The sequence below is a fragment of the Yersinia kristensenii genome (assembly GCF_900460525.1).
GTDB lineage: Bacteria > Pseudomonadota > Gammaproteobacteria > Enterobacterales > Enterobacteriaceae > Yersinia > Yersinia kristensenii.
In genome coordinates, this window is sequence record NZ_UHIY01000001.1 from 1137360 (window position 1) to 1158023 (window position 20664).

Sequence of the window (20664 nt, forward strand, 5' to 3'; positions counted from 1 at the left end):
TCGCCAGTCAGCCCAATCTCGGAACTTCGCTGAAAATATCAATCAATCTCTCAAATACAAAACACCTTCGGTGTTGTAAGGTTAAGCCTCACGGATCATTAGTACTGGTTAGCTCAATGCATCGCTGCACTTACACACCCAGCCTATCAACGTCATAGTCTTTAACGTTCCTTCAGGGGGCTTAAAGCCCCAGGGAAGACTCATCTCGAGGCAAGTTTCCCGCTTAGATGCTTTCAGCGGTTATCTCTTCCGAATTTAGCTACCGGGCAATGCCATTGGCATGACAACCCGAACACCAGTGATTCGTCCACTCCGGTCCTCTCGTACTAGGAGCAGCCCCTCTCAATCTTCCAACGCCCACGGCAGATAGGGACCGAACTGTCTCACGACGTTCTAAACCCAGCTCGCGTACCACTTTAAATGGCGAACAGCCATACCCTTGGGACCTACTTCAGCCCCAGGATGTGATGAGCCGACATCGAGGTGCCAAACACCGCCGTCGATATGAACTCTTGGGCGGTATCAGCCTGTTATCCCCGGAGTACCTTTTATCCGTTGAGCGATGGCCCTTCCATTCAGAACCACCGGATCACTAAGACCTACTTTCGTACCTGCTCGAGCCGTCACTCTCGCAGTCAAGCTAGCTTATGCCTTTGCACTAACCTCACGATGTCCGACCGTGATTAGCTAACCTTCGTGCTCCTCCGTTACTCTTTGGGAGGAGACCGCCCCAGTCAAACTACCCACCAGACACTGTCCTCACCCCGGATCACGGGGCCGAGTTAGAACATCAAACATTAAAGGGTGGTATTTCAAGGTTGGCTCCATGCAGACTGGCGTCCACACTTCAATGCCTCCCACCTATCCTACACATCAAGGCTCAATGTTCAGTGTCAAGCTATAGTAAAGGTTCACGGGGTCTTTCCGTCTTGCCGCGGGTACACTGCATCTTCACAGCGAGTTCAATTTCACTGAGTCTCGGGTGGAGACAGCCTGGCCATCATTACGCCATTCGTGCAGGTCGGAACTTACCCGACAAGGAATTTCGCTACCTTAGGACCGTTATAGTTACGGCCGCCGTTTACTGGGGCTTCGATCAAGAGCTTCGCCTTGCGGCTGACCCCATCAATTAACCTTCCAGCACCGGGCAGGCGTCACACCGTATACGTCCACTTTCGTGTTTGCACAGTGCTGTGTTTTTATTAAACAGTTGCAGCCAGCTGGTATCTGCGACTGGCTTCGGCTCCGGGAGCAAGTCCCTTTACCTAATGCCAGCGTGCCTTCTCCCGAAGTTACGGCACCATTTTGCCTAGTTCCTTCACCCGAGTTCTCTCAAGCGCCTGAGTATTCTCTACCTGACCACCTGTGTCGGTTTGGGGTACGATTTAATGTTACCTGATGCTTAGAGGCTTTTCCTGGAAGCTTGGCATCAACTACTTCATCACCGTAGTGACTCGTCATCACACCTCAGCGTTGATAAGCAACCGGATTTACCAAGTCACTCCGCCTACATGCTTAAACCGGGACAACCGTCGCCCGGCTAGCCTAGCCTTCTCCGTCCCCCCTTCGCAGTAACACCAAGTACAGGAATATTAACCTGTTTCCCATCGACTACGCTTTTCAGCCTCGCCTTAGGGGTCGACTCACCCTGCCCCGATTAACGTTGGACAGGAACCCTTGGTCTTCCGGCGTGCGGGTTTTTCACCCGCATTATCGTTACTTATGTCAGCATTCGCACTTCTGATACCTCCAGCAACCCTCACAGGTCACCTTCAACGGCTTACAGAACGCTCCCCTACCCAACAACGCCTAAGCGTCGCTGCCGCAGCTTCGGTGCATGGTTTAGCCCCGTTACATCTTCCGCGCAGGCCGACTCGACCAGTGAGCTATTACGCTTTCTTTAAATGATGGCTGCTTCTAAGCCAACATCCTGGCTGTCTATGCCTTCCCACATCGTTTCCCACTTAACCATGACTTTGGGACCTTAGCTGGCGGTCTGGGTTGTTTCCCTCTTCACGACGGACGTTAGCACCCGCCGTGTGTCTCCCGTGATAACATTCTTCGGTATTCGGAGTTTGCATCGGTTTGGTAAGCCGGGATGGCCCCCTAGCCGAAACAGTGCTCTACCCCCGAAGATGAGTTCACGAGGCGCTACCTAAATAGCTTTCGGGGAGAACCAGCTATCTCCCGGTTTGATTGGCCTTTCACCCCCAGCCACAAGTCATCCGCTAATTTTTCAACATTAGTCGGTTCGGTCCTCCAGTTAGTGTTACCCAACCTTCAACCTGCCCATGGCTAGATCACCGGGTTTCGGGTCTATACCTTGCAACTAGACGCCCAGTTAAGACTCGGTTTCCCTACGGCTCCCCTATTCGGTTAACCTTGCTACAAAATATAAGTCGCTGACCCATTATACAAAAGGTACGCAGTCACCCAACAAAGTAGGCTCCCACTGCTTGTACGTACACGGTTTCAGGTTCTATTTCACTCCCCTCGCCGGGGTTCTTTTCGCCTTTCCCTCACGGTACTGGTTCACTATCGGTCAGTCAGGAGTATTTAGCCTTGGAGGATGGTCCCCCCATATTCAGACAGGATGTCACGTGTCCCGCCCTACTCATCGAGTTCACAGCAAGTGTGTTTTTGTGTACGGGAGTATCACCCTGTACCCTGCGACTTTCCAGACGCTTCCACTAACACACAAACTGATTCAGACTCTGGGCTCCTCCCCGTTCGCTCGCCGCTACTGGGGGAATCTCGGTTGATTTCTTTTCCTCGGGGTACTTAGATGTTTCAGTTCCCCCGGTTCGCCTTGCATGGCTATGTATTCACCATGCAATAGTGCAACGAATTGCACTGGGTTTCCCCATTCGGGTATCGTCGGTTATAACGGTTCATATCACCTTACCGACGCTTTTCGCAGATTAGCACGCCCTTCATCGCCTCTGACTGCCTAGGCATCCACCGTGTACGCTTAGTCGCTTAACCTCACAACCCGAAGGTGTTTCTTCTTTATTGGTGTGGCTGCGAACACACTCTGCGTTGTTGTGCAGTGCGCGCAATCCTCATGAACGTAGAGTTCACTCCGGTTGCTGTGCGCTGTACGCCTTGCTGAGTATCTTCTCGCTCACACTGCAACAATGATAAACACATTAGCATTGCGATTATTTGAGAGACTCTAATACAGGTTAATCCTTATCTCAGTACATCTACGGAGAGATAAGTTTCAGCTGTATTGTTTCAATTTTCAGCTTGTTCCAGATTGTTAAAGAGCAATATCTTAAACACGACTCGTTAAAGTCATCTTTAAGATATTCAGGTGATAATGTCTTTCACACATTATCGGAGTGGCGTCCCCAAGGGGATTCGAACCCCTGTTACAGCCGTGAAAGGGCAGTGTCCTAGGCCTCTAGACGATGGGGACACAAAAATTTCTACTAAATCACAGATTCAGTATTTTTGTGTAAAGGTGAGAATGTGGTGACACATTCGAACGACTGATGCAGTGAAATCTCAATATCGAGGTTTTACAACACAAGTCATCACCCTCATCAACAGGTGCTCTTGCTCATTGACATTCATCAGACAATCTGTGTGGACACTGCGCAATGCGTATCGTTAGGTAAGGAGGTGATCCAACCGCAGGTTCCCCTACGGTTACCTTGTTACGACTTCACCCCAGTCATGAATCACAAAGTGGTAAGCGCCCTCCCGAAAGTTAAGCTACCTACTTCTTTTGCAACCCACTCCCATGGTGTGACGGGCGGTGTGTACAAGGCCCGGGAACGTATTCACCGTAGCATTCTGATCTACGATTACTAGCGATTCCGACTTCATGGAGTCGAGTTGCAGACTCCAATCCGGACTACGACAGACTTTATGTGGTCCGCTTGCTCTCGCGAGTTCGCTTCACTTTGTATCTGCCATTGTAGCACGTGTGTAGCCCTACTCGTAAGGGCCATGATGACTTGACGTCATCCCCACCTTCCTCCGGTTTGTCACCGGCAGTCTCCCTTGAGTTCCCACCATTACGTGCTGGCAACAAAGGATAAGGGTTGCGCTCGTTGCGGGACTTAACCCAACATTTCACAACACGAGCTGACGACAGCCATGCAGCACCTGTCTCACAGTTCCCGAAGGCACCTAAGCATCTCTGCTAAGTTCTGTGGATGTCAAGAGTAGGTAAGGTTCTTCGCGTTGCATCGAATTAAACCACATGCTCCACCGCTTGTGCGGGCCCCCGTCAATTCATTTGAGTTTTAACCTTGCGGCCGTACTCCCCAGGCGGTCGACTTAACGCGTTAGCTCCGGAAGCCACGCCTCAAGGGCACAACCTCCAAGTCGACATCGTTTACAGCGTGGACTACCAGGGTATCTAATCCTGTTTGCTCCCCACGCTTTCGCACCTGAGCGTCAGTCTTTGTCCAGGGGGCCGCCTTCGCCACCGGTATTCCTCCAGATCTCTACGCATTTCACCGCTACACCTGGAATTCTACCCCCCTCTACAAGACTCTAGCTTGCCAGTTTCAAATGCAGTTCCCACGTTAAGCGCGGGGATTTCACATCTGACTTAACAAACCGCCTGCGTGCGCTTTACGCCCAGTAATTCCGATTAACGCTTGCACCCTCCGTATTACCGCGGCTGCTGGCACGGAGTTAGCCGGTGCTTCTTCTGCGAGTAACGTCAATGCTCAGTGCTATTAACACTGAACCCTTCCTCCTCGCTGAAAGTGCTTTACAACCCGAAGGCCTTCTTCACACACGCGGCATGGCTGCATCAGGCTTGCGCCCATTGTGCAATATTCCCCACTGCTGCCTCCCGTAGGAGTCTGGACCGTGTCTCAGTTCCAGTGTGGCTGGTCATCCTCTCAGACCAGCTAGGGATCGTCGCCTAGGTGAGCCATTACCCCACCTACTAGCTAATCCCATCTGGGCACATCCGATGGCGTGAGGCCCGAAGGTCCCCCACTTTGCTCTTGCGAGGTCATGCGGTATTAGCTACCGTTTCCAGTAGTTATCCCCCTCCATCAGGCAGTTTCCCAGACATTACTCACCCGTCCGCCGCTCGCCGGCGAAGTAGTAAACTACTTCCCGCTGCCGCTCGACTTGCATGTGTTAGGCCTGCCGCCAGCGTTCAATCTGAGCCATGATCAAACTCTTCAATTTAAGATTTGTTTGATTTGCTATGAGTTAACATAGCGATGCTCAAAGATTACTTTCTGCAAATATGCATTCGAACCGAAGTTCAAATGTGTACTGCTTTGGTCACTCTTCAAGACTTTGATATTTCTTCTGCCTGCCGAAACAGGCTTCGATATCGTCTTGCGAGTGCCCACACAGATTGTCTGATAAATTGTTAAAGAGCAGTGCGTTAGCAACACGTGGTTGGTAACGCGAGGTGCGCATATTACGCTTTCCTCATTCAGAGTCAACACTTAATTTCGTTGAATTTCTCTGTTCTCTTCGCCGGTCACTTAACTACTTGATTCGTTGTGTGCCGTCTCGATGGATGCGCATTATAGGGAGTCGAATTTTTTGCACAACTCTTTTCTCGCGTTTTTCTTCTGTTTGAATACTTTTCACTCCTTACGTGCAGATCTTGGTCGATCCGCGGTATTTTCATGGCGATCCCCACCGCCGATTGGTTGTAATTCCATCAGCAAAGGCTAGTATTGCCGGTAAAGTACTTTCTTATAAAGAGGCTATTATTATGTCCGATACTATTCGCCCTTATCTTCATTACTTACCTACGCTAGGTAAACGCGTCATGATCGATAGATCCAGTGTGATCATTGGTAATGTTATTTTGGGTGATGATGTCAGTGTCTGGCCGTTAGTTGCCATTCGTGGTGATGTTAATCAGGTTAGCATTGGCGCACGCTCTAATATTCAAGATGGTAGTGTGTTACATGTTACCCATCACTCAGAACAGAATCCCAAGGGCAACCCGCTGATTATTGGCGAAGATGTGACTGTCGGACATAAAGCCATGCTTCACGGTTGCACTATTGGTAACCGGGTATTAGTAGGAATGGGTTCCATCGTGTTAGATGGGGCGATTGTAGAAGATGATGTGATGATTGGAGCGGGTAGTTTGGTTTCCCCTGGAAAGCGATTGGTTAGCGGCCACCTTTATATGGGTAGCCCCGCCAGACAAGTTCGCCCTTTAACACCTGCTGAATTAGAAGGCCTACTCTATTCCGCAGGTAACTATGTACGCTGGAAAGATGACTATCTAGCAGAAACCAAATAAAGATTAATTTCTGATGCAGGGGATCAATCCTATCTTCCCTGCATTATTCAGCGACTTTCTATTTACCTAACTCATCACGCAGCTGATTTAATACAGGAGTAATTTCAGGCATCACACCATGCCATAACTGAAAAGCATGCGCCGCCTGCCCCACCAACATGCCCAAACCATCGGCATAGTTCGTCACCCCCAAGCACGCACTCCAGGCTAAAAACGGCGTAATATCAGCCTGATAGAACATATCGTAGCAACGAGTTTGTGGGTTAATAATATCTACAGGCAAGTTTGGTACTTCACCATGAATACCCGAGGCTGTTGCATTGATGATTAAATCAAACTGCTGCCCACTCAGATCTTGCATCTCAATAGCATCTATATCCCCTAAATGATGGAATACTTCTGCAAGTTGCTGTGCACGAGTATAAGTCCGGTTAGTGATAACAACCTTACAGCCATAGGATAGTAAAGGAAGGATCACACCCCGAGCCGCCCCACCAGCCCCCACCAATAAAATATGATCTGTTGTTTGGATCAAATTCTGTCGTTCAAGGTCACTGAGGAGACCAATGCCATCAGTGTTGTCACCCAACAAGCGCCCATCTTTTAATTGCTTAATGGTATTGACCGCCCCGGCCAGTGACGCACGATCGGTCAATTCGTCACACTTCGCATGAGCGCGTTCTTTAAATGGTGTCGTTATATTCGCGCCTATAGCTCCCCCCGCAAAAAAAGACGTTAATGTCTCTTCAAAGGTTTCATTAGGAGCCAAAACCATACCGTAGCCATGTTCAATACCGGTTTGCTCAGCAAAGAGCGCATGGATCCTTGGCGACTTACTGTGCCCAATTGGGTTACCAAACACTGCAAACTTCTGATCCATGCTATTTCCTATCCTTGACGAAATTGTTTGCCGGTTAAAGCATCTCTGATTTCAGATGGATTCAAACGACCACCAACTAAACCCGTGAATACGGGCAGTGAAACACCAAATTGCTTTCTGACTTCTTCCGTTGTACGGCAAGGCTCTTGGCCACTTAAGTTAGCACTCGTTGAAACCAAAGGTTTCCCATATTGCGAGCAAAGCTGCTGTACGAGTGGGTGGTCACTCACTCTTACTGCTAATGAATCAAAGCTGCCCGTTAGCCAGCGCGGCGTCTCAGGGCGGGCCGGAATAACCCAAGTTACCGGCCCGGGCCAACTGGAGAAAATAGCCTCTCGCTGGGTATCACTTAGGGCCGCGTCATTCAGATACGGTTTTAACTGTTCATAATTGGCAGCAATTAGAATCAGCCCCTTCTGCCATGGCCGCTGTTTTAATGCTAATAAAGCATTAACGGCCTTTTCACTATCAGGGTCACAACCCAGCCCAAACACAGCCTCGGTCGGATAGGCTATAACTTCTTCCTGCTGCAATGCCCGCAATACATCCGCCAAAACGGTATTATTCTCTGACTTATTCACGTTGTTATTATTCACTGACTACTGCCTTCCCACATAACTTACTCGCGCAAAAACGCTTTACGCCTTGTGCCGTTCTCTTTTCCATTAACAATGGATAGTGGCAATAAGCACACTCTCCAGCAATAGGTTGCTGATTAATTGTAAACTGGCAATCGGGATAACGATTACAGGCATGGAAGACTTTTCCAAACCGAGATTTTCGCTGTAGTAATTTGCCTTGACCACACTGTGGGCAGTCAATTGATGTTTCATCCGGTTTATCAATGACTTCAGTATGGTCACATTGCGGATATTGGCTACAACCAATAAACATACCAAAACGCCCTTGCCGCAACACCATATCCGAACCGCATTCAGGACAATGCTGCCCTTCCAGAACTTTCACGATATGGCCGTCGGATTGCGCTTTCAGTGGGCGCATGTACTGGCAGCCCGGATAATGTGAGCAACCAAGGAATGGGCCATGACCGCCGCTGCGAATGACTAACGCCGATCCACACTCCGGACACGACCCATTATCCTTGGCAGTAACTGTTTTTGTCATAACGCCTTCTATATAAAGTTATTTGCCAGTGATATTACCACTTAGTGCAAATAACCTTCATTGACTTCAAAAAGTAACTCTTCCATCTGCTGATAGGCGCTTTCATAACCCGGAATGTTAAACAGCACCATCAATACAACCCATTTGAGATCCTCCAGGTCAATCTCATTCGAGTCCAACGCCATAATACGGTCAATAACCATCTCACGGGTATCAAGGTGTAATACCTGAATTTGTTCAAGAAACAGGATAAAACCACGGCAAGTGGCATCCAGATGTTGGCACTCTTCTGCCGTATAAATACGCAATGCTTGCGGATCAGCAGCATAGAGATAAGGTGCTTTCTGCCCTTCTTGTAGGTCGGCGAGAGCCTCTAACCAGTTCAGGGCGTTGTTGATATCCTCACGATAGAAACCTGCTTGTGCAAGATCATCAGTAATCCTGTCTTGATCAACAAGCATTTCCGATTCGTTATGCATATAAGTTTCAAATAAGTAAATTAGAACGTCGAACATGGCCTGCCCTCCTTAATCGGACATAGCCGCCGGGTACAGCTGCGATCCACCCTGCTAACTCCAGCTCGAGCAATTTGCTAACGATGTCTGGCACAGGTTGGCCGGCACGTTCGGCGACGACATCAACGGGTGTCACCTCATCTCCTACGTTAGCCAACACATCGGCAAATGGCAATTCAACTTGCTCTTCAGATGAAGAAATAATTACTTTATCGGGCAATGATAGCCATTGCAGCGAACCACCAACCTGTTCGGCGACCTCATGAGCTGATTTGGCCAAGTATGCTCCCTGTTGAATCAGCCAGTGGCCCCCCTCACTGGTTGCGCTGCCGAGTGGCCCCGGAAGCGCAAAAACATCTCGTCCTTGATCCATAGCATAGCGGGCAGTAATTAAAGAGCCACTTTTCATTGTTGCTTCAACAACTAACACTGCAGAACTTAATCCGCTGATAATACGGTTTCTTCGCGGGAAATGGGCGGCAATAGGTAATGCTGTCGTCAGAAATTCGGAGACTAAAACCCCGCCTTGATACTCAATTTCGCGCGCTAATTGACTGTGACGGCGCGGATATATGTGCTCCAGTCCACTCCCTAATACAGCAATAGTTTTTCCTTTGGCATTCAGGGCCGCCTTGTGGCATATCCCGTCAATCCCTACCGCCAGACCACTGGTAATAACTAATCCTGTTTGAGCCAACTCTGAAGCAAAATATCGGCCCCACTGTTCACCATAATGACTAAAATGGCGGCTACCCACCATGGCGATTTGTGGGCGATAAAGAACATCCAGGTTACCGGAAACAAAAATAACTAAGGGGGCAGCAGAAATATGGGTCAAGCGCGCTGGATAACCCGTTTCGCCGTATGCAAGTAAGTAATGAGAGGGGTGATCCAACCAAGTCAGTGTGGCGTCAATATAATGGGGATCGACCTGAGTAAATTGCTGACATTGCTGTGGATCCAGCCCATAGGCAGCTAACCTCCCGAGGTGAACATCACCGCTGGCCAGTAGTCGCCGAACCAATGCACTGCTTTTTATTGCCCCGAGTCCTTTGACATAGCTCATCCTGAGCCATAATTCTGCCGCTAACATACCGCCTCCCTGGCATTCTTTCTAAACTGACGCCAATTTGTTCAATTGGTAGACGATGCTGTCAATCATGGCCGGAAATGTCTAGAATAGAGACTGAATATCATTCACTACTCGGACGCAGATCTAGATATTTATGTCAGTATTACAAGTATTACATTACCCAGACGAGCGGCTGCGCAAAATTGCAGCGCCAGTAAAAGAAGTCAATGGTGAAATCCAGCGCATCGTGGACGACATGTTCGAAACCATGTACGCAGAGGAAGGTATTGGCCTTGCTGCAACACAAGTGGATGTTCACCTGCAAATTATCGTCATTGATGTCTCGGAAAATCGTGACCAACGTTTGGTGTTGATTAACCCCGAATTGCTGGAAAAAAGCGGTGAAACCGGCATTGAAGAAGGTTGCTTATCCATCCCTGAGCAACGCGCGTTAGTTCCTCGAGCTGAAAAAGTCAAAATCAGAGCACTGGATCGTGACGGTAAGCCGTTCGAGCTAGAAGCTGATGACTTATTGGCAATTTGTATCCAGCATGAAATGGATCACTTGGTGGGCAAACTGTTTGTGGACTATTTATCTCCACTGAAACGTCAGCGTATCCGCCAAAAGCTGGAGAAAATGGCTAAGTTGAACGCCCGCGCCGACTAACCTATTTTAATGCAGGAAACCAATTAATTGCAGGAAACCAATGTGTCTGACTCTTTGCGGATTATTTTTGCCGGAACTCCTGACTTTGCAGCGCGCCATTTAGGCGCGTTGTTGTCTTCTCAACATCAGATTGTAGGTGTTTTCACTCAACCTGACCGTCCGGCGGGACGAGGTAATAAGCTCACCCCAAGCCCGGTGAAGGTATTAGCCGAACAACACAACATTCCCGTTTTTCAGCCAAAATCATTACGGCCGGAAGAAAATCAACACTTAGTTGCCGATCTTAACGCGGATATTATGGTGGTGGTTGCTTATGGCTTGATTCTACCGGCATCCGTTTTGGTCATGCCGCGACTAGGCTGTATTAATGTCCATGGTTCCCTGCTACCGCGTTGGCGCGGCGCTGCACCAATCCAACGTTCACTATGGGCCGGCGATGCAAAAACCGGTGTGACTATCATGCAGATGGATGTCGGGCTAGATACGGGTGATATGTTGCATAAGATTGAGTGTAATATTCAGCCAGAAGACACCAGTGCAACACTGTACGATAAACTGGCACAGCTTGGCCCTCAGGGCTTATTAGTCACACTGCAACAATTGGCCGAAGGCCGTGCACAGCCCGAAGTACAGGATGAAGCGCAAGTTACTTATGCAGAAAAACTCAGCAAAGAGGAAGCCAAACTAGATTGGTCACTTTCTGCTGTTCAGTTAGAGCGTTGTATTCGTGCTTTCAATCCTTGGCCAGTCAGCTATTTCGTTGTGGATGAGCAGCCAATCAAAGTTTGGCAAGCACAAGTGCTCGCAACTGTTGATAATGTCGCACCTGGAACAATCATTCAGGCCGATAAGCATGGCATTCAAATTGCCACCGCTGATGGTGTTTTGAATATCACGCAACTGCAACCGGCTGGAAAGAAAGCTATGTCAGCAGCAGATTTGTTAAATTCACGACGTGAATGGTTTACTCCCGGTAACCAGTTAGCATAAAAGTTCTATTTAATCATATATCCAACGGGTATAGATTTCATCGCCCGATACTTCATCATCGGGCTACTTTCCCTTTATTTGCTGACGTTTGTCGGCTTTTTTGGTTATGAAAAACACATATAATCTCCGCAGCATCGCTGCTAAAGCAATTAGCCAGGTATTGGATCAAGGGCAATCGCTCAGTACCGTTTTACCTAGGCTACATAAAAATATTTCCGACAAAGATCGCGCATTGCTGCAGGAGTTGTGTTTTGGCACTTTGCGTGTTTTACCGCAGCTCGAATGGTGTATTAAGCAATTAATGGCCCGCCCGATGACTGGCAAACAGCGCATTTTTCATTATCTGATTATGGTTGGACTTTATCAGCTGATATACACGCGTATTCCCCCTCATGCAGCGCTGGCAGAAACAGTTGAGGGTGCTACCGCACTGAAACGCCCTCAATTAAAAGGGTTAATCAATGGGGTACTGCGCCAATTCCAACGCCAACAAGTGGAATTATTGGAGCGGGCTGCAAATAACGATAGCCACTATCTGCACCCAAGCTGGCTACTGGCGCGGATTAAACAAGCCTATCCGGATCAATGGCAGCAGATTGTCGATGCAAATAATCAAAAACCGCCAATGTGGCTGCGCGTAAGCCGACTACATAACTCACGCAGTAAATACCTTGAGCTGTTGAAGCAAGCCAATATTGATGCTCTGCCTCATGATTTTTATCCTGATGCAGTTCGTCTTATTACACCTTGTGCCGTCAGTACTCTCCCCGGCTTTGAACTCGGCTGGGTCACAGTGCAAGATGCATCAGCACAAGGCTGTGTTGATCTACTTGATCCCCAAAATGGTGAACAGATCCTCGATTTGTGTGCCGCTCCAGGGGGTAAAACAACTCATATATTGGAAGCTGCTCCGAAGGCCCATGTATTAGCCATCGATATAGATGAACAGCGCCTTAGCCGAGTTAAAGAAAACTTACAACGTCTGAAATTACATGCGGACGTGCGAGTCGGTGATGGCCGAATACCTGATGAATGGTGCGGTGATCAGCAATTCGACCGAATTCTGTTAGATGCCCCTTGCTCAGCAACCGGTGTTATTCGTCGTCACCCAGATATCAAATGGTTGCGCCGAGACAGCGATATTGCCGATCTGGCCCAACTTCAATCTGAGATAATTGAAGCTATCTGGCCTAAACTGAAAAAAGGCGGCGTAATGGTTTATGCTACCTGCTCTATATTGCCAGAAGAGAATCAGCAGCAGATAGCCACTTTTCTGCAACGTCACAGTGAAGCAGAATTGGTCGAAACCGGTACAACTTCAGCTCCCGGTAGACAAAACCTGCCACATCCTGAAGATGGCGATGGTTTTTATTATGCAAAGTTGATCAAAAGATAGTCGTGGCCTTTGCTGCCTCAAACCTAATTTCAGTGTGAAACAGAGAGCGCTATGAAAATAATTATTCTTGGGGCGGGGCAAGTGGGCGGTACCCTGGCTGAAAACTTGGTGGGTGAGAACAATGACATCACAGTGGTTGATGTCGACTCTGGCCGGCTACGCCAGCTACAAGATAAATTTGATCTTCGAGTCGTGCAAGGGCATGGATCGCATCCGCGGATTTTACGGGAAGCGGGTGCAGAAGATGCCGATATGTTGGTGGCAGTGACTAACTCCGATGAAACCAATATGGTCGCCTGCCAAATTGCTTACTCGCTATTTAACACACCAAATCGTATAGCTCGCATTCGTTCAGCTGAGTACATTCGTGAGGCAGATAAACTATTTCTCCCAGAAGCGGTTCCTATTGACCATTTAATATCGCCGGAACAGTTAGTTATAGATTACATCTATAAACTTATCGAATATCCGGGTGCTTTGCAGGTAGTGAATTTTGCTGAAGGTAAAGTCAGTATTGCAGCGGTCAAAGCCTATTATGGCGGGCCATTAGTCGGGAATGCATTATCATCTTTACGTGAACATATGCCGCATATTGATACTCGAGTCGCAGCAATATTTCGTCAAGACCGGCCAATTCGGCCACAAGGTTCGACAATCATTGAAGCGGGTGATGAAGTCTTCTTTGTTGCTGCCTCCCAGCATATCCGGGCCGTAATGAGTGAACTACAACGGCTGGAAAAACCCTATAAGCGCATCATGATTGTTGGTGGTGGGAATGTAGGGGCGGGCTTAGCGTTACGATTGGAAAAAGATTATAGCGTGAAGTTAATCGAACGCGATCAGCAACGCGCGGCCGAATTAGCAGAAATGCTGCACGATACTATCGTATTTTATGGTGATGCATCAGATCAGGAATTGTTAGCAGAAGAACATATTGAGCAAGTAGATGTTTTTATCGCCATTACCAATGATGATGAAGCAAATATTATGTCAGCTATGTTGGCAAAACGCATGGGTGCTAAAAAGGCAATGGTATTAATCCAGCGCAGTGCCTATGTCGATCTGGTTCAGGGAAGTGTTATTGATATTGTTATATCACCCCAACAAGCTACTATTTCCGCGTTATTAGGCCATGTCCGTAAAGCCGATATTGTTAGTGTATCGTCATTAAGACGAGGTGTTGCTGAAGCAATAGAAGCCATTGCTCACGGCGATGAAACAACATCAAAAGTAGTAGGCCGAATGGTTGAAGATATAAAGCTGCCGCCGGGTACAACTATTGGGGCAATTGTTCGTGGTGACGAAGTCATTATTGCTAATGGTAACTCCATTATTAAGCAGGGCGATCATGTAATAATGTTTATTACTCACAAAAAATTTGTCCCCGATGTAGAACGTCTGTTCCAACCAAGTCCATTCTTCTTGTAATCAATGATGATTAAATTAAAACTATTCCCATTGATAATGGAAAAATTTCCTATAATTATGGCTGTATCCAGTTTTATTTAGCTAAGATTAAGTAGTTTATTTTAAAGGGGGTGTGAGTTATGAGTTTTATGAAGGAATTTCGTGAATTTGCCATGCGTGGCAATGTGGTCGACTTGGCTGTCGGGGTAATTATTGGGGCTGCATTTGGTAGGATTGTTTCCTCACTTGTTGCCGATATCATTATGCCGCCCTTAGGTTTATTGCTCGGTGGGGTCGATTTCAAACAATTCCATTTCGTATTACGCGCCGCCGAAGGAACTATACCTGCTGTTGTAATGAATTATGGTAGTTTTATTCAAAGCGTTTTTGATTTCGTCATTGTCGCACTCGCTATTTTCTCAGCCGTTAAACTGATGAATAAACTACGCCGTGAAAAAGCAGAAGAGCCAGCAGCGCCGCCAGCTCCAACAACAGAAGAGAAACTGCTCGCTGAAATTCGTGATCTACTGAAAGCGCAACAACCAAAATAATTTCAGCTTTATTAAATATAGAAAGCCATCAACTTGATGGCTTTTTTATTACTTTTAAATCAAGAAGGCCAGTGGTAATAAATCTATTGATTGCTTACCACTGGCCTCCCAGTTACCGCCTTTTGCATGTTTTTCTTTACGCTGGTAGCTTCCTTTACCTTTAGCACTCTTCTCGATACGTTGCCTGAATAGTGGATCATGGAGCAAAGCTTCTAGCGCGTTGTCTTTAATTTTCCCTTTAGTATGCCGATATGTCGTCATAGTACTGCCTCACTAATGAAATATTGATTAAAAAACCCACGAATAATACTGTCTGTAGATTCGGATTAAAACCCACCCTCTAAAAAAATTAGTCCCTCGCTAACTCTTCAGTTGCCCCCTGCTCCAGTGCCTCCAAAATTGAACAATAAGTCGTGGCGTGCGTACTACCACAACATGCATTACTAAGCCGTTTTAAAGACTCCCGCATCTTTTTCAACTCAGTGATCTTACTTTCCACATCATGTAACCGAGAATCTACAATTGCTTTAGACTCCTGGCAGGTGTGGTGTTCAGGATCAACACGGATCGATAATAACTCAGCAATTGTCTCTAATGTAAAACCAAGCTGCTTTGCATAACGAATAAAACGTAAACGCTGCAAATCTTGTTCAGTATAAAGTCTGTAACCACCTTCCGTGCGTTCACCATGCTCCATCATGCCTTGTTTTTCATAATAGCGAATAGTATCTGGCGTGACATCTGCAAGTTTAGCGAGCTGGCCTATCTTTAACATTTATTATTCCTCTTTGGACAGTTTATCTGTCACTTTACCTTGATATTCGCTATGCAAGAAATCAGCACTAAAGCCTGCTTGTTTTAATTTTAACTCCAATAAACCAACCTCTTATGTAAACCTGAGTAGTCATTATGACGAGTATCGAGCTGTGACAACAGAGCCGCGATAGTCAATGCTTCCTGCCTATCCTGTAATTCTGGAGGGAGGTATCCGGCATTCTTCAATAATCTATATCCCGCCCTTAGCTCCGAGGGAACAAAAGTATCATCATCAAGTAGTAATGGTCGCCCGTTTCCTGGCAGATTATCGAGTTCTCCCTTTTCTTGTGCATCCATAATGTGTCTTTCAGCCCATTCATCAATTAGTCCCATAACATCCCCAAGAGATTAAATCTCACAAAATCGAATGATAGTTAAGACTAAAGGATTAGTAGCTAAATAATAAGGGGAGATTAGTAAGATACGGAGGACTAAACATAGCACACTGAATTATGGACGTAAAAAAACCGGGCAAGCCCGGTTTTTTTACGCGTTTACAGATTACTCTGCAGCAACTACTTCTGCTTGCGATGCAGCACGATCAACTAACTCGATGTAAGCCATCGGTGCGTTGTCGCCTGCACGGAAGCCACACTTCAGAATGCGAGTGTAACCACCGGCACGGCTCGCGAAACGCGGGCCTAGCTCGTTAAACAGTTTTGCCACGATCTCGTTATCACGAGTACGGGCGAATGCCAGACGACGATTAGCTACGCTGTCGGTCTTGGCAAGAGTAATCAGCGGCTCAACAACGCGACGCAGCTCTTTCGCTTTCGGCAGGGTCGTCTTGATTATCTCATGACGAACCAAAGAGCCGGCCATGTTACGGAACATAGCCTGGCGATGGCTGCTGTTACGGTTCAGTTGACGACCACTCTTACGATGGCGCATGACCTTATCCTTCTCAGTAAAACCTTAACCTGTGATCCGGTTACTCGTTATCAGCAATGCTAGCCGGCGGCCAATTTTCTAGGCGCATGCCTAAAGAAAGACCACGTGATGCAAGCACGTCTTTAATCTCAGTAAGAGATTTTTTACCCAGGTTAGGCGTTTTCAGCAACTCAACCTCGGTACGCTGTACCAGATCACCGATGTAGTGGATAGCTTCTGCCTTGAGGCAGTTAGCAGAGCGGACAGTCAATTCCAGATCGTCAACAGGGCGCAGCAGGATCGGAACAAACTCTGGCTTCTCTTCTTTAACTTCCGGCTGACGTACATCACGTAGGTCAACGAAAGCTTCAAGCTGTTCAGCCAAGATAGTTGCCGCACGGCGGATCGCCTCTTCAGGATCGATCGTACCATTGGTTTCCATCTCGATAACCAACTTGTCCAGGTCGGTACGCTGTTCTACACGCGCTGCTTCAACATTGTAGGCAATTCGCTCTACAGGGCTATAGCATGCGTCTACTAACAGACGACCAATCGGGCGCTCATCTTCTTCCGAATGAATTCGGGCAGAAGCCGGCACATAACCACGACCACGTTGAACTTTGATACGCATACTAATAGATGCGTTTTCATCGGTCAGGTGGCAGATAACGTGCTGCGGCTTGACGATTTCGACATCACCATCATGGGTGATATCGGCTGCAGTCACAGGGCCAATGCCAGACTTATTCAGGGTAAGAATAACTTCATCTTTACCCTGAACTCTCACCGCCAGCCCTTTCAGGTTGAGCAGGATCTCCAGGATATCTTCCTGTACGCCTTCTTTGGTGCTGTACTCATGTAGTACACCATCAATCTCAACCTCGGTCACAGCGCAACCCGGCATAGATGAAAGCAGAATACGGCGCAGTGCGTTGCCGAGAGTATGGCCAAAGCCACGCTCTAACGGCTCAAGGGTCACCTTGGCATGCGTCGAACTGACTTGCTCGATATCTACCAGGCGCGGTTTTAGAAACTCTGTCACAGAACCCTGCATTGTGTCCTCTCTTTGGTACTAAGCTTTACTTGGAGTAAAGCTCGACGATCAGGTGTTCGTTAATGTCCGCAGACAGATCAGTACGTTCAGGAATACGTTTGAACACACCTTCCATCTTGACAGCATCAACTTCCAGCCAAGTCGGCTTTTCACGCTGCTCAGCCAGCTCCAAAGCTGCCTTAACACGAGACTGCTTTTTAGCTTTCTCACGGATGCTGACTACGTCATTCGGAGATACCTGATAAGAAGCGATGTTAACAACGCGACCATTTACCATGATAGCTTTATGACTAACCAGCTGACGTGATTCAGCACGAGTTGCGCCAAAGCCCATACGGTAAACTACGTTATCCAGACGGCCTTCCAGCAATTGCAACAGGTTTGCACCGGTGTTGCCTTTCAGACGTGCGGCTTCTTTATAGTAGTTACGGAATTGACGTTCTAGAACACCATAGATACGGCGAACTTTTTGTTTTTCACGTAACTGCACACCGTAGTCAGACAGACGCGGTTTACGCGCACCGTGCTGGCCAGGTGGTTGTTCAATCTTACACTTGGTGTCAATCGCGCGAACGCCAGACTTAAGGAACAGGTCTGTGCCCTCACGACGGCTCAGCTTGAGCTTAGGACCCAAATATCTTGCCATTTTCTCTCTCCAACAAACCTAAAAGCAGCGTTATACGCGGCGCTTTTTCGGCGGACGACAACCGTTATGAGGGATCGGAGTCACATCAGTAATATTAGTGATGCGAAAACCAGCCGCGTTTAACGCACGGATAGTAGACTCACGGCCCGGACCAGGTCCTTTAACCATAACTTCCAGATTCTTGATACCGTATTCTTTCACTGCGTCAGCGCAGCGCTCTGCCGCAACTTGCGCTGCAAACGGAGTAGACTTACGAGATCCACGGAAACCGGAACCACCTGCTGTTGCCCAACCCAATGCGTTACCTTGACGATCTGTAATGGTAACGATGGTGTTGTTGAAAGAAGCATGGATATGAGCCACACCGTCAGAGACTGTCTTTCTTACACGCTTGCGTGCACGAATAGGTGCCTTTGCCATTATTCAATCACCCCGATTATTTCTTGATCGGTTTACGCGGACCCTTACGGGTACGTGCGTTGGTCTTAGTACGCTGACCGCGAACTGGTAGACCACGACGATGACGCAAACCACGATAAGTCCCAAGGTCCATCAGACGCTTGATGCTCAGGGTCACCTCACGACGCAGATCACCTTCTACAACGTACTTGGCAACTTCGTCACGCAGCTTCTCGATTTGCTCTTCAGACAGCTCACTGATCTTAACATTTTCAGCAATACCCGCAGCAACACAGATAGCCTGTGAACGGGTCTTACCGATGCCGAAGATCGCTGTTAAAGCGATAACGGTATGTTTCTGATCAGGAATGTTAATGCCTGCTATACGGGCCACTATGCACTCCTACTATTTTATACAGCAATACCATTCTGAAAAGCCCGTTTTCAGGATACTCAAATAGCATTGCAGTCACATACAAAAGATTGGCTGGCTAATCTAGCCAGCTCAACCCAACTTTGCAAGAAAAATATGCAAGATAAATCAGCCTTGACGCTGTTTATGCTTTGGTTCGGCACTGCAGATTACGCGAACGACACCGTTACGCTTAACAATTTTGCAGTTACGACATAATTTCTTGACGGAAGCACGAACTTTCATTTTTACTCTCCGTAACTTCTCAAACATCCCTGAATTAGCGGTTATAGCCTTTCAGGTTTGCTTTCTTCAATGCAGACTCGTATTGACTAGACATCATCAGAGTTTGCACTTGAGCCATAAAGTCCATGATGACCACCACTACGATAAGTAGGGAGGTACCACCAAAGTAAAATGGTACTTTCATCGCGTCACGCATGAACTCCGGGATCAGGCAGATGAAAGTAATATACATCGCACCAATTAAGGTTAGACGCGTCATTACTTTATCGATGTACTTCGCCGTTTGCTCTCCCGGACGAATTCCTGGCACGAATGCACCGGACTTCTTCAGGTTATCTGCTGTTTCACGTGGGTTAAACACCAACGCCGTGTAGAAGAAACAGAAGAAGATGATTGCAGACGCATAGAGTAACACATAAAGCGGTTGTCCTGGCTGCAAATACATCGAAATAGTCGTCAGCCAGTTCCAACCTGTCCCGCCCCCAAACCATGATGCAATCGTGGCAGGGAACAGAATTATGCTGGAAGCAAAGATTGCAGGGATAACCCCGGCCATATTCACTTTCAACGGTAAATGTGTGCTCTGTGCTGCATAAACACGACGACCTTGTTGACGTTTAGCATAGTTAACGACGATACGTCGTTGACCACGTTCAATGAAAACAACGAAGAAGGTTACTGCAAACACTAATACTGCAACCAACAGCAACAGGAGGAAGTGCAGGTCGCCTTGCCGAGCTTGCTCGATGGTATGGGCTATTGCAGGTGGTAGACCGGCAACAATACCAGCAAAGATTATGATTGAAATACCGTTACCGATACCACGCTCAGTAATCTGTTCGCCAAGCCACATTAGGAACATCGTCCCTGTGACCAAGCTAACAACAGCGGTAAAATAGAAGGCAAAGCCTGGATTAATTACCAGACCTTGCATCCCAGGCATATTCGGCAAACCGGTAGCAATACCGATCGATTGGAATATAGCCAATACCAACGTGCCATAGCGGGTGTACTGACTAATCTTACGACGGCCAGCCTCCCCTTCTTTCTTTATTTCTGCCAACGCTGGATGAACCACAGTTAACAGTTGGATAATAATTGATGCCGAAATATACGGCATGATACCCAAGGCAAAGATAGAAGCACGACTGAGAGCACCACCAGAGAACATGTTAAACATTTCAATGATGGTCCCTCTCTGCTGCTCGAGCAATTTAGCAAGCACAGTGGCATCGATACCAGGAATCGGAATAAAAGAGCCGATACGGAAAACAATAAGCGCACCGATAACAAACAAAAGTCTGCGCTTCAGTTCGCCTAATCCGCCTTTAGCACTTTGAAAATCTAATCCTGGTTGCTTAGCCATCT

21 protein-coding genes, 1 tRNA gene, 2 rRNA genes and 1 pseudogene are annotated in these 20664 nt (G+C 47.5%); 6 read left to right on the forward strand and 19 right to left on the reverse strand.

The window, feature by feature from the left end; all coding sequences use genetic code 11:
* Nucleotides 1–77: 77 nt before the first annotated feature.
* The 4 genes from DX162_RS05290 to DX162_RS22275 form a co-directional block, all read right to left on the reverse strand.
* Nucleotides 78–2985 (reverse strand): 23S ribosomal RNA (locus DX162_RS05290).
* 360 nt (nt 2986–3345) lie between these two features.
* A tRNA-Glu gene (locus tag DX162_RS05295) sits at nt 3346–3421 on the reverse strand.
* A 199-nt stretch (nt 3422–3620) separates the two neighbouring features.
* Nucleotides 3621–5163 (reverse strand): 16S ribosomal RNA (locus tag DX162_RS05300).
* The 16S and 23S rRNA genes sit together here with 1 tRNA gene alongside, the layout of an rRNA operon.
* A gap of 99 nt (nt 5164–5262) precedes the next feature.
* Nucleotides 5263–5403 (reverse strand): hypothetical protein, encoded by a 141-nt coding sequence (locus DX162_RS22275; protein WP_162928760.1) that lies wholly within the window; start codon nt 5401–5403, stop codon nt 5263–5265.
* 304 nt (nt 5404–5707) lie between these two features.
* Between DX162_RS22275 and DX162_RS05310 the strand changes: the two genes are divergently transcribed.
* Nucleotides 5708–6250 (forward strand): gamma carbonic anhydrase family protein, encoded by a 543-nt coding sequence (locus DX162_RS05310; RefSeq protein WP_032820251.1) that lies wholly within the window; start codon nt 5708–5710, stop codon nt 6248–6250.
* A 58-nt stretch (nt 6251–6308) separates the two neighbouring features.
* Here the strand turns inward: DX162_RS05310 and aroE are convergent, their stop codons facing one another.
* Genes aroE through dprA form a run of 5 tightly spaced genes read right to left on the reverse strand, consistent with a single transcriptional unit; the run spans nt 6309 to nt 9863 of the window.
* Nucleotides 6309–7130 carry a shikimate dehydrogenase gene (gene aroE, locus DX162_RS05315; RefSeq protein ID WP_004391395.1) on the reverse strand — a complete coding sequence of 274 codons (822 nt, stop codon included), beginning with the start codon at nt 7128–7130 and terminating at the stop codon, nt 6309–6311.
* Between the two features lie 8 nt (nt 7131–7138).
* The gene (gene tsaC, locus DX162_RS05320; protein WP_004391396.1) at nt 7139–7711 is read right to left on the reverse strand and encodes an L-threonylcarbamoyladenylate synthase type 1 TsaC; all 573 of its coding nucleotides are present in this window, start codon (nt 7709–7711) and stop codon (nt 7139–7141) included.
* Nucleotides 7712–7718: 7 nt separating this feature from the next.
* A complete protein-coding gene (locus tag DX162_RS05325) occupies nt 7719–8255 on the reverse strand; it encodes a DNA topoisomerase family protein (protein ID WP_032820211.1) in 537 nt (178 codons plus the stop codon).
* 41 nt (nt 8256–8296) lie between these two features.
* The gene (locus tag DX162_RS05330; protein ID WP_032820213.1) at nt 8297–8770 is read right to left on the reverse strand and encodes a DUF494 family protein; all 474 of its coding nucleotides are present in this window, start codon (nt 8768–8770) and stop codon (nt 8297–8299) included.
* Nucleotides 8742–9863 (reverse strand): DNA-protecting protein DprA, encoded by a 1122-nt coding sequence (dprA, locus tag DX162_RS05335; RefSeq protein WP_004391399.1) that lies wholly within the window; start codon nt 9861–9863, stop codon nt 8742–8744. Before dprA ends, DX162_RS05330 begins: the two co-directional genes overlap by 29 nt.
* Before the next feature lie 133 nt (nt 9864–9996).
* Between dprA and def the strand changes: the two genes are divergently transcribed.
* The 5 genes from def to mscL all read left to right on the forward strand — a co-directional run bounded on the left by def (nt 9997) and on the right by mscL (nt 14853).
* Nucleotides 9997–10509, forward strand: a complete 513-nt coding sequence (gene def / locus DX162_RS05340; protein ID WP_004391400.1) for a peptide deformylase — start codon at nt 9997–9999, stop codon at nt 10507–10509.
* Between the two features lie 42 nt (nt 10510–10551).
* Nucleotides 10552–11499: a methionyl-tRNA formyltransferase gene (fmt, locus tag DX162_RS05345; protein ID WP_032820253.1), complete on the forward strand. Its 948-nt coding sequence runs from the start codon at nt 10552–10554 to the stop codon at nt 11497–11499.
* A 106-nt stretch (nt 11500–11605) separates the two neighbouring features.
* Nucleotides 11606–12895: a 16S rRNA (cytosine(967)-C(5))-methyltransferase RsmB gene (rsmB, locus tag DX162_RS05350; RefSeq protein ID WP_004391402.1), complete on the forward strand. Its 1290-nt coding sequence runs from the start codon at nt 11606–11608 to the stop codon at nt 12893–12895.
* A gap of 51 nt (nt 12896–12946) precedes the next feature.
* Nucleotides 12947–14323, forward strand: coding sequence for a Trk system potassium transporter TrkA (gene trkA / locus DX162_RS05355; protein ID WP_004391403.1), 1377 nt, complete (start codon nt 12947–12949; stop codon nt 14321–14323).
* Nucleotides 14324–14442: 119 nt separating this feature from the next.
* Nucleotides 14443–14853: a large-conductance mechanosensitive channel protein MscL gene (gene mscL, locus DX162_RS05360; RefSeq protein ID WP_004391404.1), complete on the forward strand. Its 411-nt coding sequence runs from the start codon at nt 14443–14445 to the stop codon at nt 14851–14853.
* A 54-nt stretch (nt 14854–14907) separates the two neighbouring features.
* On the opposite strand, the gene DX162_RS05365 is transcribed toward mscL, so the two are convergent.
* From DX162_RS05365 to secY, 10 genes and pseudogenes are all read right to left on the reverse strand, one after another.
* Entirely contained in the window at nt 14908–15114 is a 207-nt protein-coding gene (locus DX162_RS05365) for an alternative ribosome-rescue factor A (RefSeq protein ID WP_004391405.1), read from the reverse strand.
* 88 nt (nt 15115–15202) lie between these two features.
* Nucleotides 15203–15628 carry a Zn(2+)-responsive transcriptional regulator gene (zntR, locus tag DX162_RS05370; protein ID WP_004391406.1) on the reverse strand — a complete coding sequence of 142 codons (426 nt, stop codon included), beginning with the start codon at nt 15626–15628 and terminating at the stop codon, nt 15203–15205.
* A gap of 3 nt (nt 15629–15631) precedes the next feature.
* Nucleotides 15632–16002, reverse strand: a pseudogene (locus tag DX162_RS05375) (DnaJ family domain-containing protein).
* Nucleotides 16003–16170: 168 nt separating this feature from the next.
* Nucleotides 16171–16560, reverse strand: coding sequence for a 50S ribosomal protein L17 (rplQ, locus tag DX162_RS05380; protein ID WP_004391407.1), 390 nt, complete (start codon nt 16558–16560; stop codon nt 16171–16173).
* A 40-nt stretch (nt 16561–16600) separates the two neighbouring features.
* Entirely contained in the window at nt 16601–17593 is a 993-nt protein-coding gene (locus tag DX162_RS05385; protein ID WP_004391408.1) for a DNA-directed RNA polymerase subunit alpha, read from the reverse strand.
* Between the two features lie 25 nt (nt 17594–17618).
* Nucleotides 17619–18239, reverse strand: coding sequence for a 30S ribosomal protein S4 (gene rpsD / locus DX162_RS05390; RefSeq protein ID WP_002218949.1), 621 nt, complete (start codon nt 18237–18239; stop codon nt 17619–17621).
* Nucleotides 18240–18269: 30 nt separating this feature from the next.
* Nucleotides 18270–18659 (reverse strand): 30S ribosomal protein S11, encoded by a 390-nt coding sequence (gene rpsK, locus DX162_RS05395; RefSeq protein WP_004709234.1) that lies wholly within the window; start codon nt 18657–18659, stop codon nt 18270–18272.
* Nucleotides 18660–18675: 16 nt separating this feature from the next.
* The gene (rpsM, locus tag DX162_RS05400; protein ID WP_004391410.1) at nt 18676–19032 is read right to left on the reverse strand and encodes a 30S ribosomal protein S13; all 357 of its coding nucleotides are present in this window, start codon (nt 19030–19032) and stop codon (nt 18676–18678) included.
* 147 nt (nt 19033–19179) lie between these two features.
* Nucleotides 19180–19296, reverse strand: coding sequence for a 50S ribosomal protein L36 (gene rpmJ / locus DX162_RS05405; RefSeq protein ID WP_002227352.1), 117 nt, complete (start codon nt 19294–19296; stop codon nt 19180–19182).
* 34 nt (nt 19297–19330) lie between these two features.
* On the reverse strand, nt 19331–20662 hold the full coding sequence (gene secY / locus DX162_RS05410; RefSeq protein WP_002213344.1) for a preprotein translocase subunit SecY: 1332 nt from the start codon (nt 20660–20662) through the stop codon (nt 19331–19333).
* Nucleotides 20663–20664 lie beyond the last annotated feature (2 nt).

Bases quoted from the DNA above. Each gene is read 5' to 3' on its own strand.
- DX162_RS22275 (WP_162928760.1), bottom strand. From the start codon at position 5,403: ATGCGCACCTCGCGTTACCAACCACGTGTTGCTAACGCACTGCTCTTT.
- DX162_RS05310 (WP_032820251.1), top strand. From the start codon at position 5,708: ATGTCCGATACTATTCGCCCTTATCTTCATTACTTACCTACGCTAGGT.
- aroE (WP_004391395.1), bottom strand. From the start codon at position 7,130: ATGGATCAGAAGTTTGCAGTGTTTGGTAACCCAATTGGGCACAGTAAG.
- DX162_RS05325 (WP_032820211.1), bottom strand. From the start codon at position 8,255: ATGACAAAAACAGTTACTGCCAAGGATAATGGGTCGTGTCCGGAGTGT.
- DX162_RS05330 (WP_032820213.1), bottom strand. From the start codon at position 8,770: ATGTTCGACGTTCTAATTTACTTATTTGAAACTTATATGCATAACGAA.
- dprA (WP_004391399.1), bottom strand. From the start codon at position 9,863: ATGTTAGCGGCAGAATTATGGCTCAGGATGAGCTATGTCAAAGGACTC.
- def (WP_004391400.1), top strand. From the start codon at position 9,997: ATGTCAGTATTACAAGTATTACATTACCCAGACGAGCGGCTGCGCAAA.
- rsmB (WP_004391402.1), top strand. From the start codon at position 11,606: ATGAAAAACACATATAATCTCCGCAGCATCGCTGCTAAAGCAATTAGC.
- trkA (WP_004391403.1), top strand. From the start codon at position 12,947: ATGAAAATAATTATTCTTGGGGCGGGGCAAGTGGGCGGTACCCTGGCT.
- mscL (WP_004391404.1), top strand. From the start codon at position 14,443: ATGAGTTTTATGAAGGAATTTCGTGAATTTGCCATGCGTGGCAATGTG.
- DX162_RS05365 (WP_004391405.1), bottom strand. From the start codon at position 15,114: ATGACGACATATCGGCATACTAAAGGGAAAATTAAAGACAACGCGCTA.
- zntR (WP_004391406.1), bottom strand. From the start codon at position 15,628: ATGTTAAAGATAGGCCAGCTCGCTAAACTTGCAGATGTCACGCCAGAT.
- rplQ (WP_004391407.1), bottom strand. From the start codon at position 16,560: ATGCGCCATCGTAAGAGTGGTCGTCAACTGAACCGTAACAGCAGCCAT.
- DX162_RS05385 (WP_004391408.1), bottom strand. From the start codon at position 17,593: ATGCAGGGTTCTGTGACAGAGTTTCTAAAACCGCGCCTGGTAGATATC.
- rpsD (WP_002218949.1), bottom strand. From the start codon at position 18,239: ATGGCAAGATATTTGGGTCCTAAGCTCAAGCTGAGCCGTCGTGAGGGC.
- rpsK (WP_004709234.1), bottom strand. From the start codon at position 18,659: ATGGCAAAGGCACCTATTCGTGCACGCAAGCGTGTAAGAAAGACAGTC.
- rpmJ (WP_002227352.1), bottom strand. From the start codon at position 19,296: ATGAAAGTTCGTGCTTCCGTCAAGAAATTATGTCGTAACTGCAAAATT.
- secY (WP_002213344.1), bottom strand. From the start codon at position 20,662: ATGGCTAAGCAACCAGGATTAGATTTTCAAAGTGCTAAAGGCGGATTA.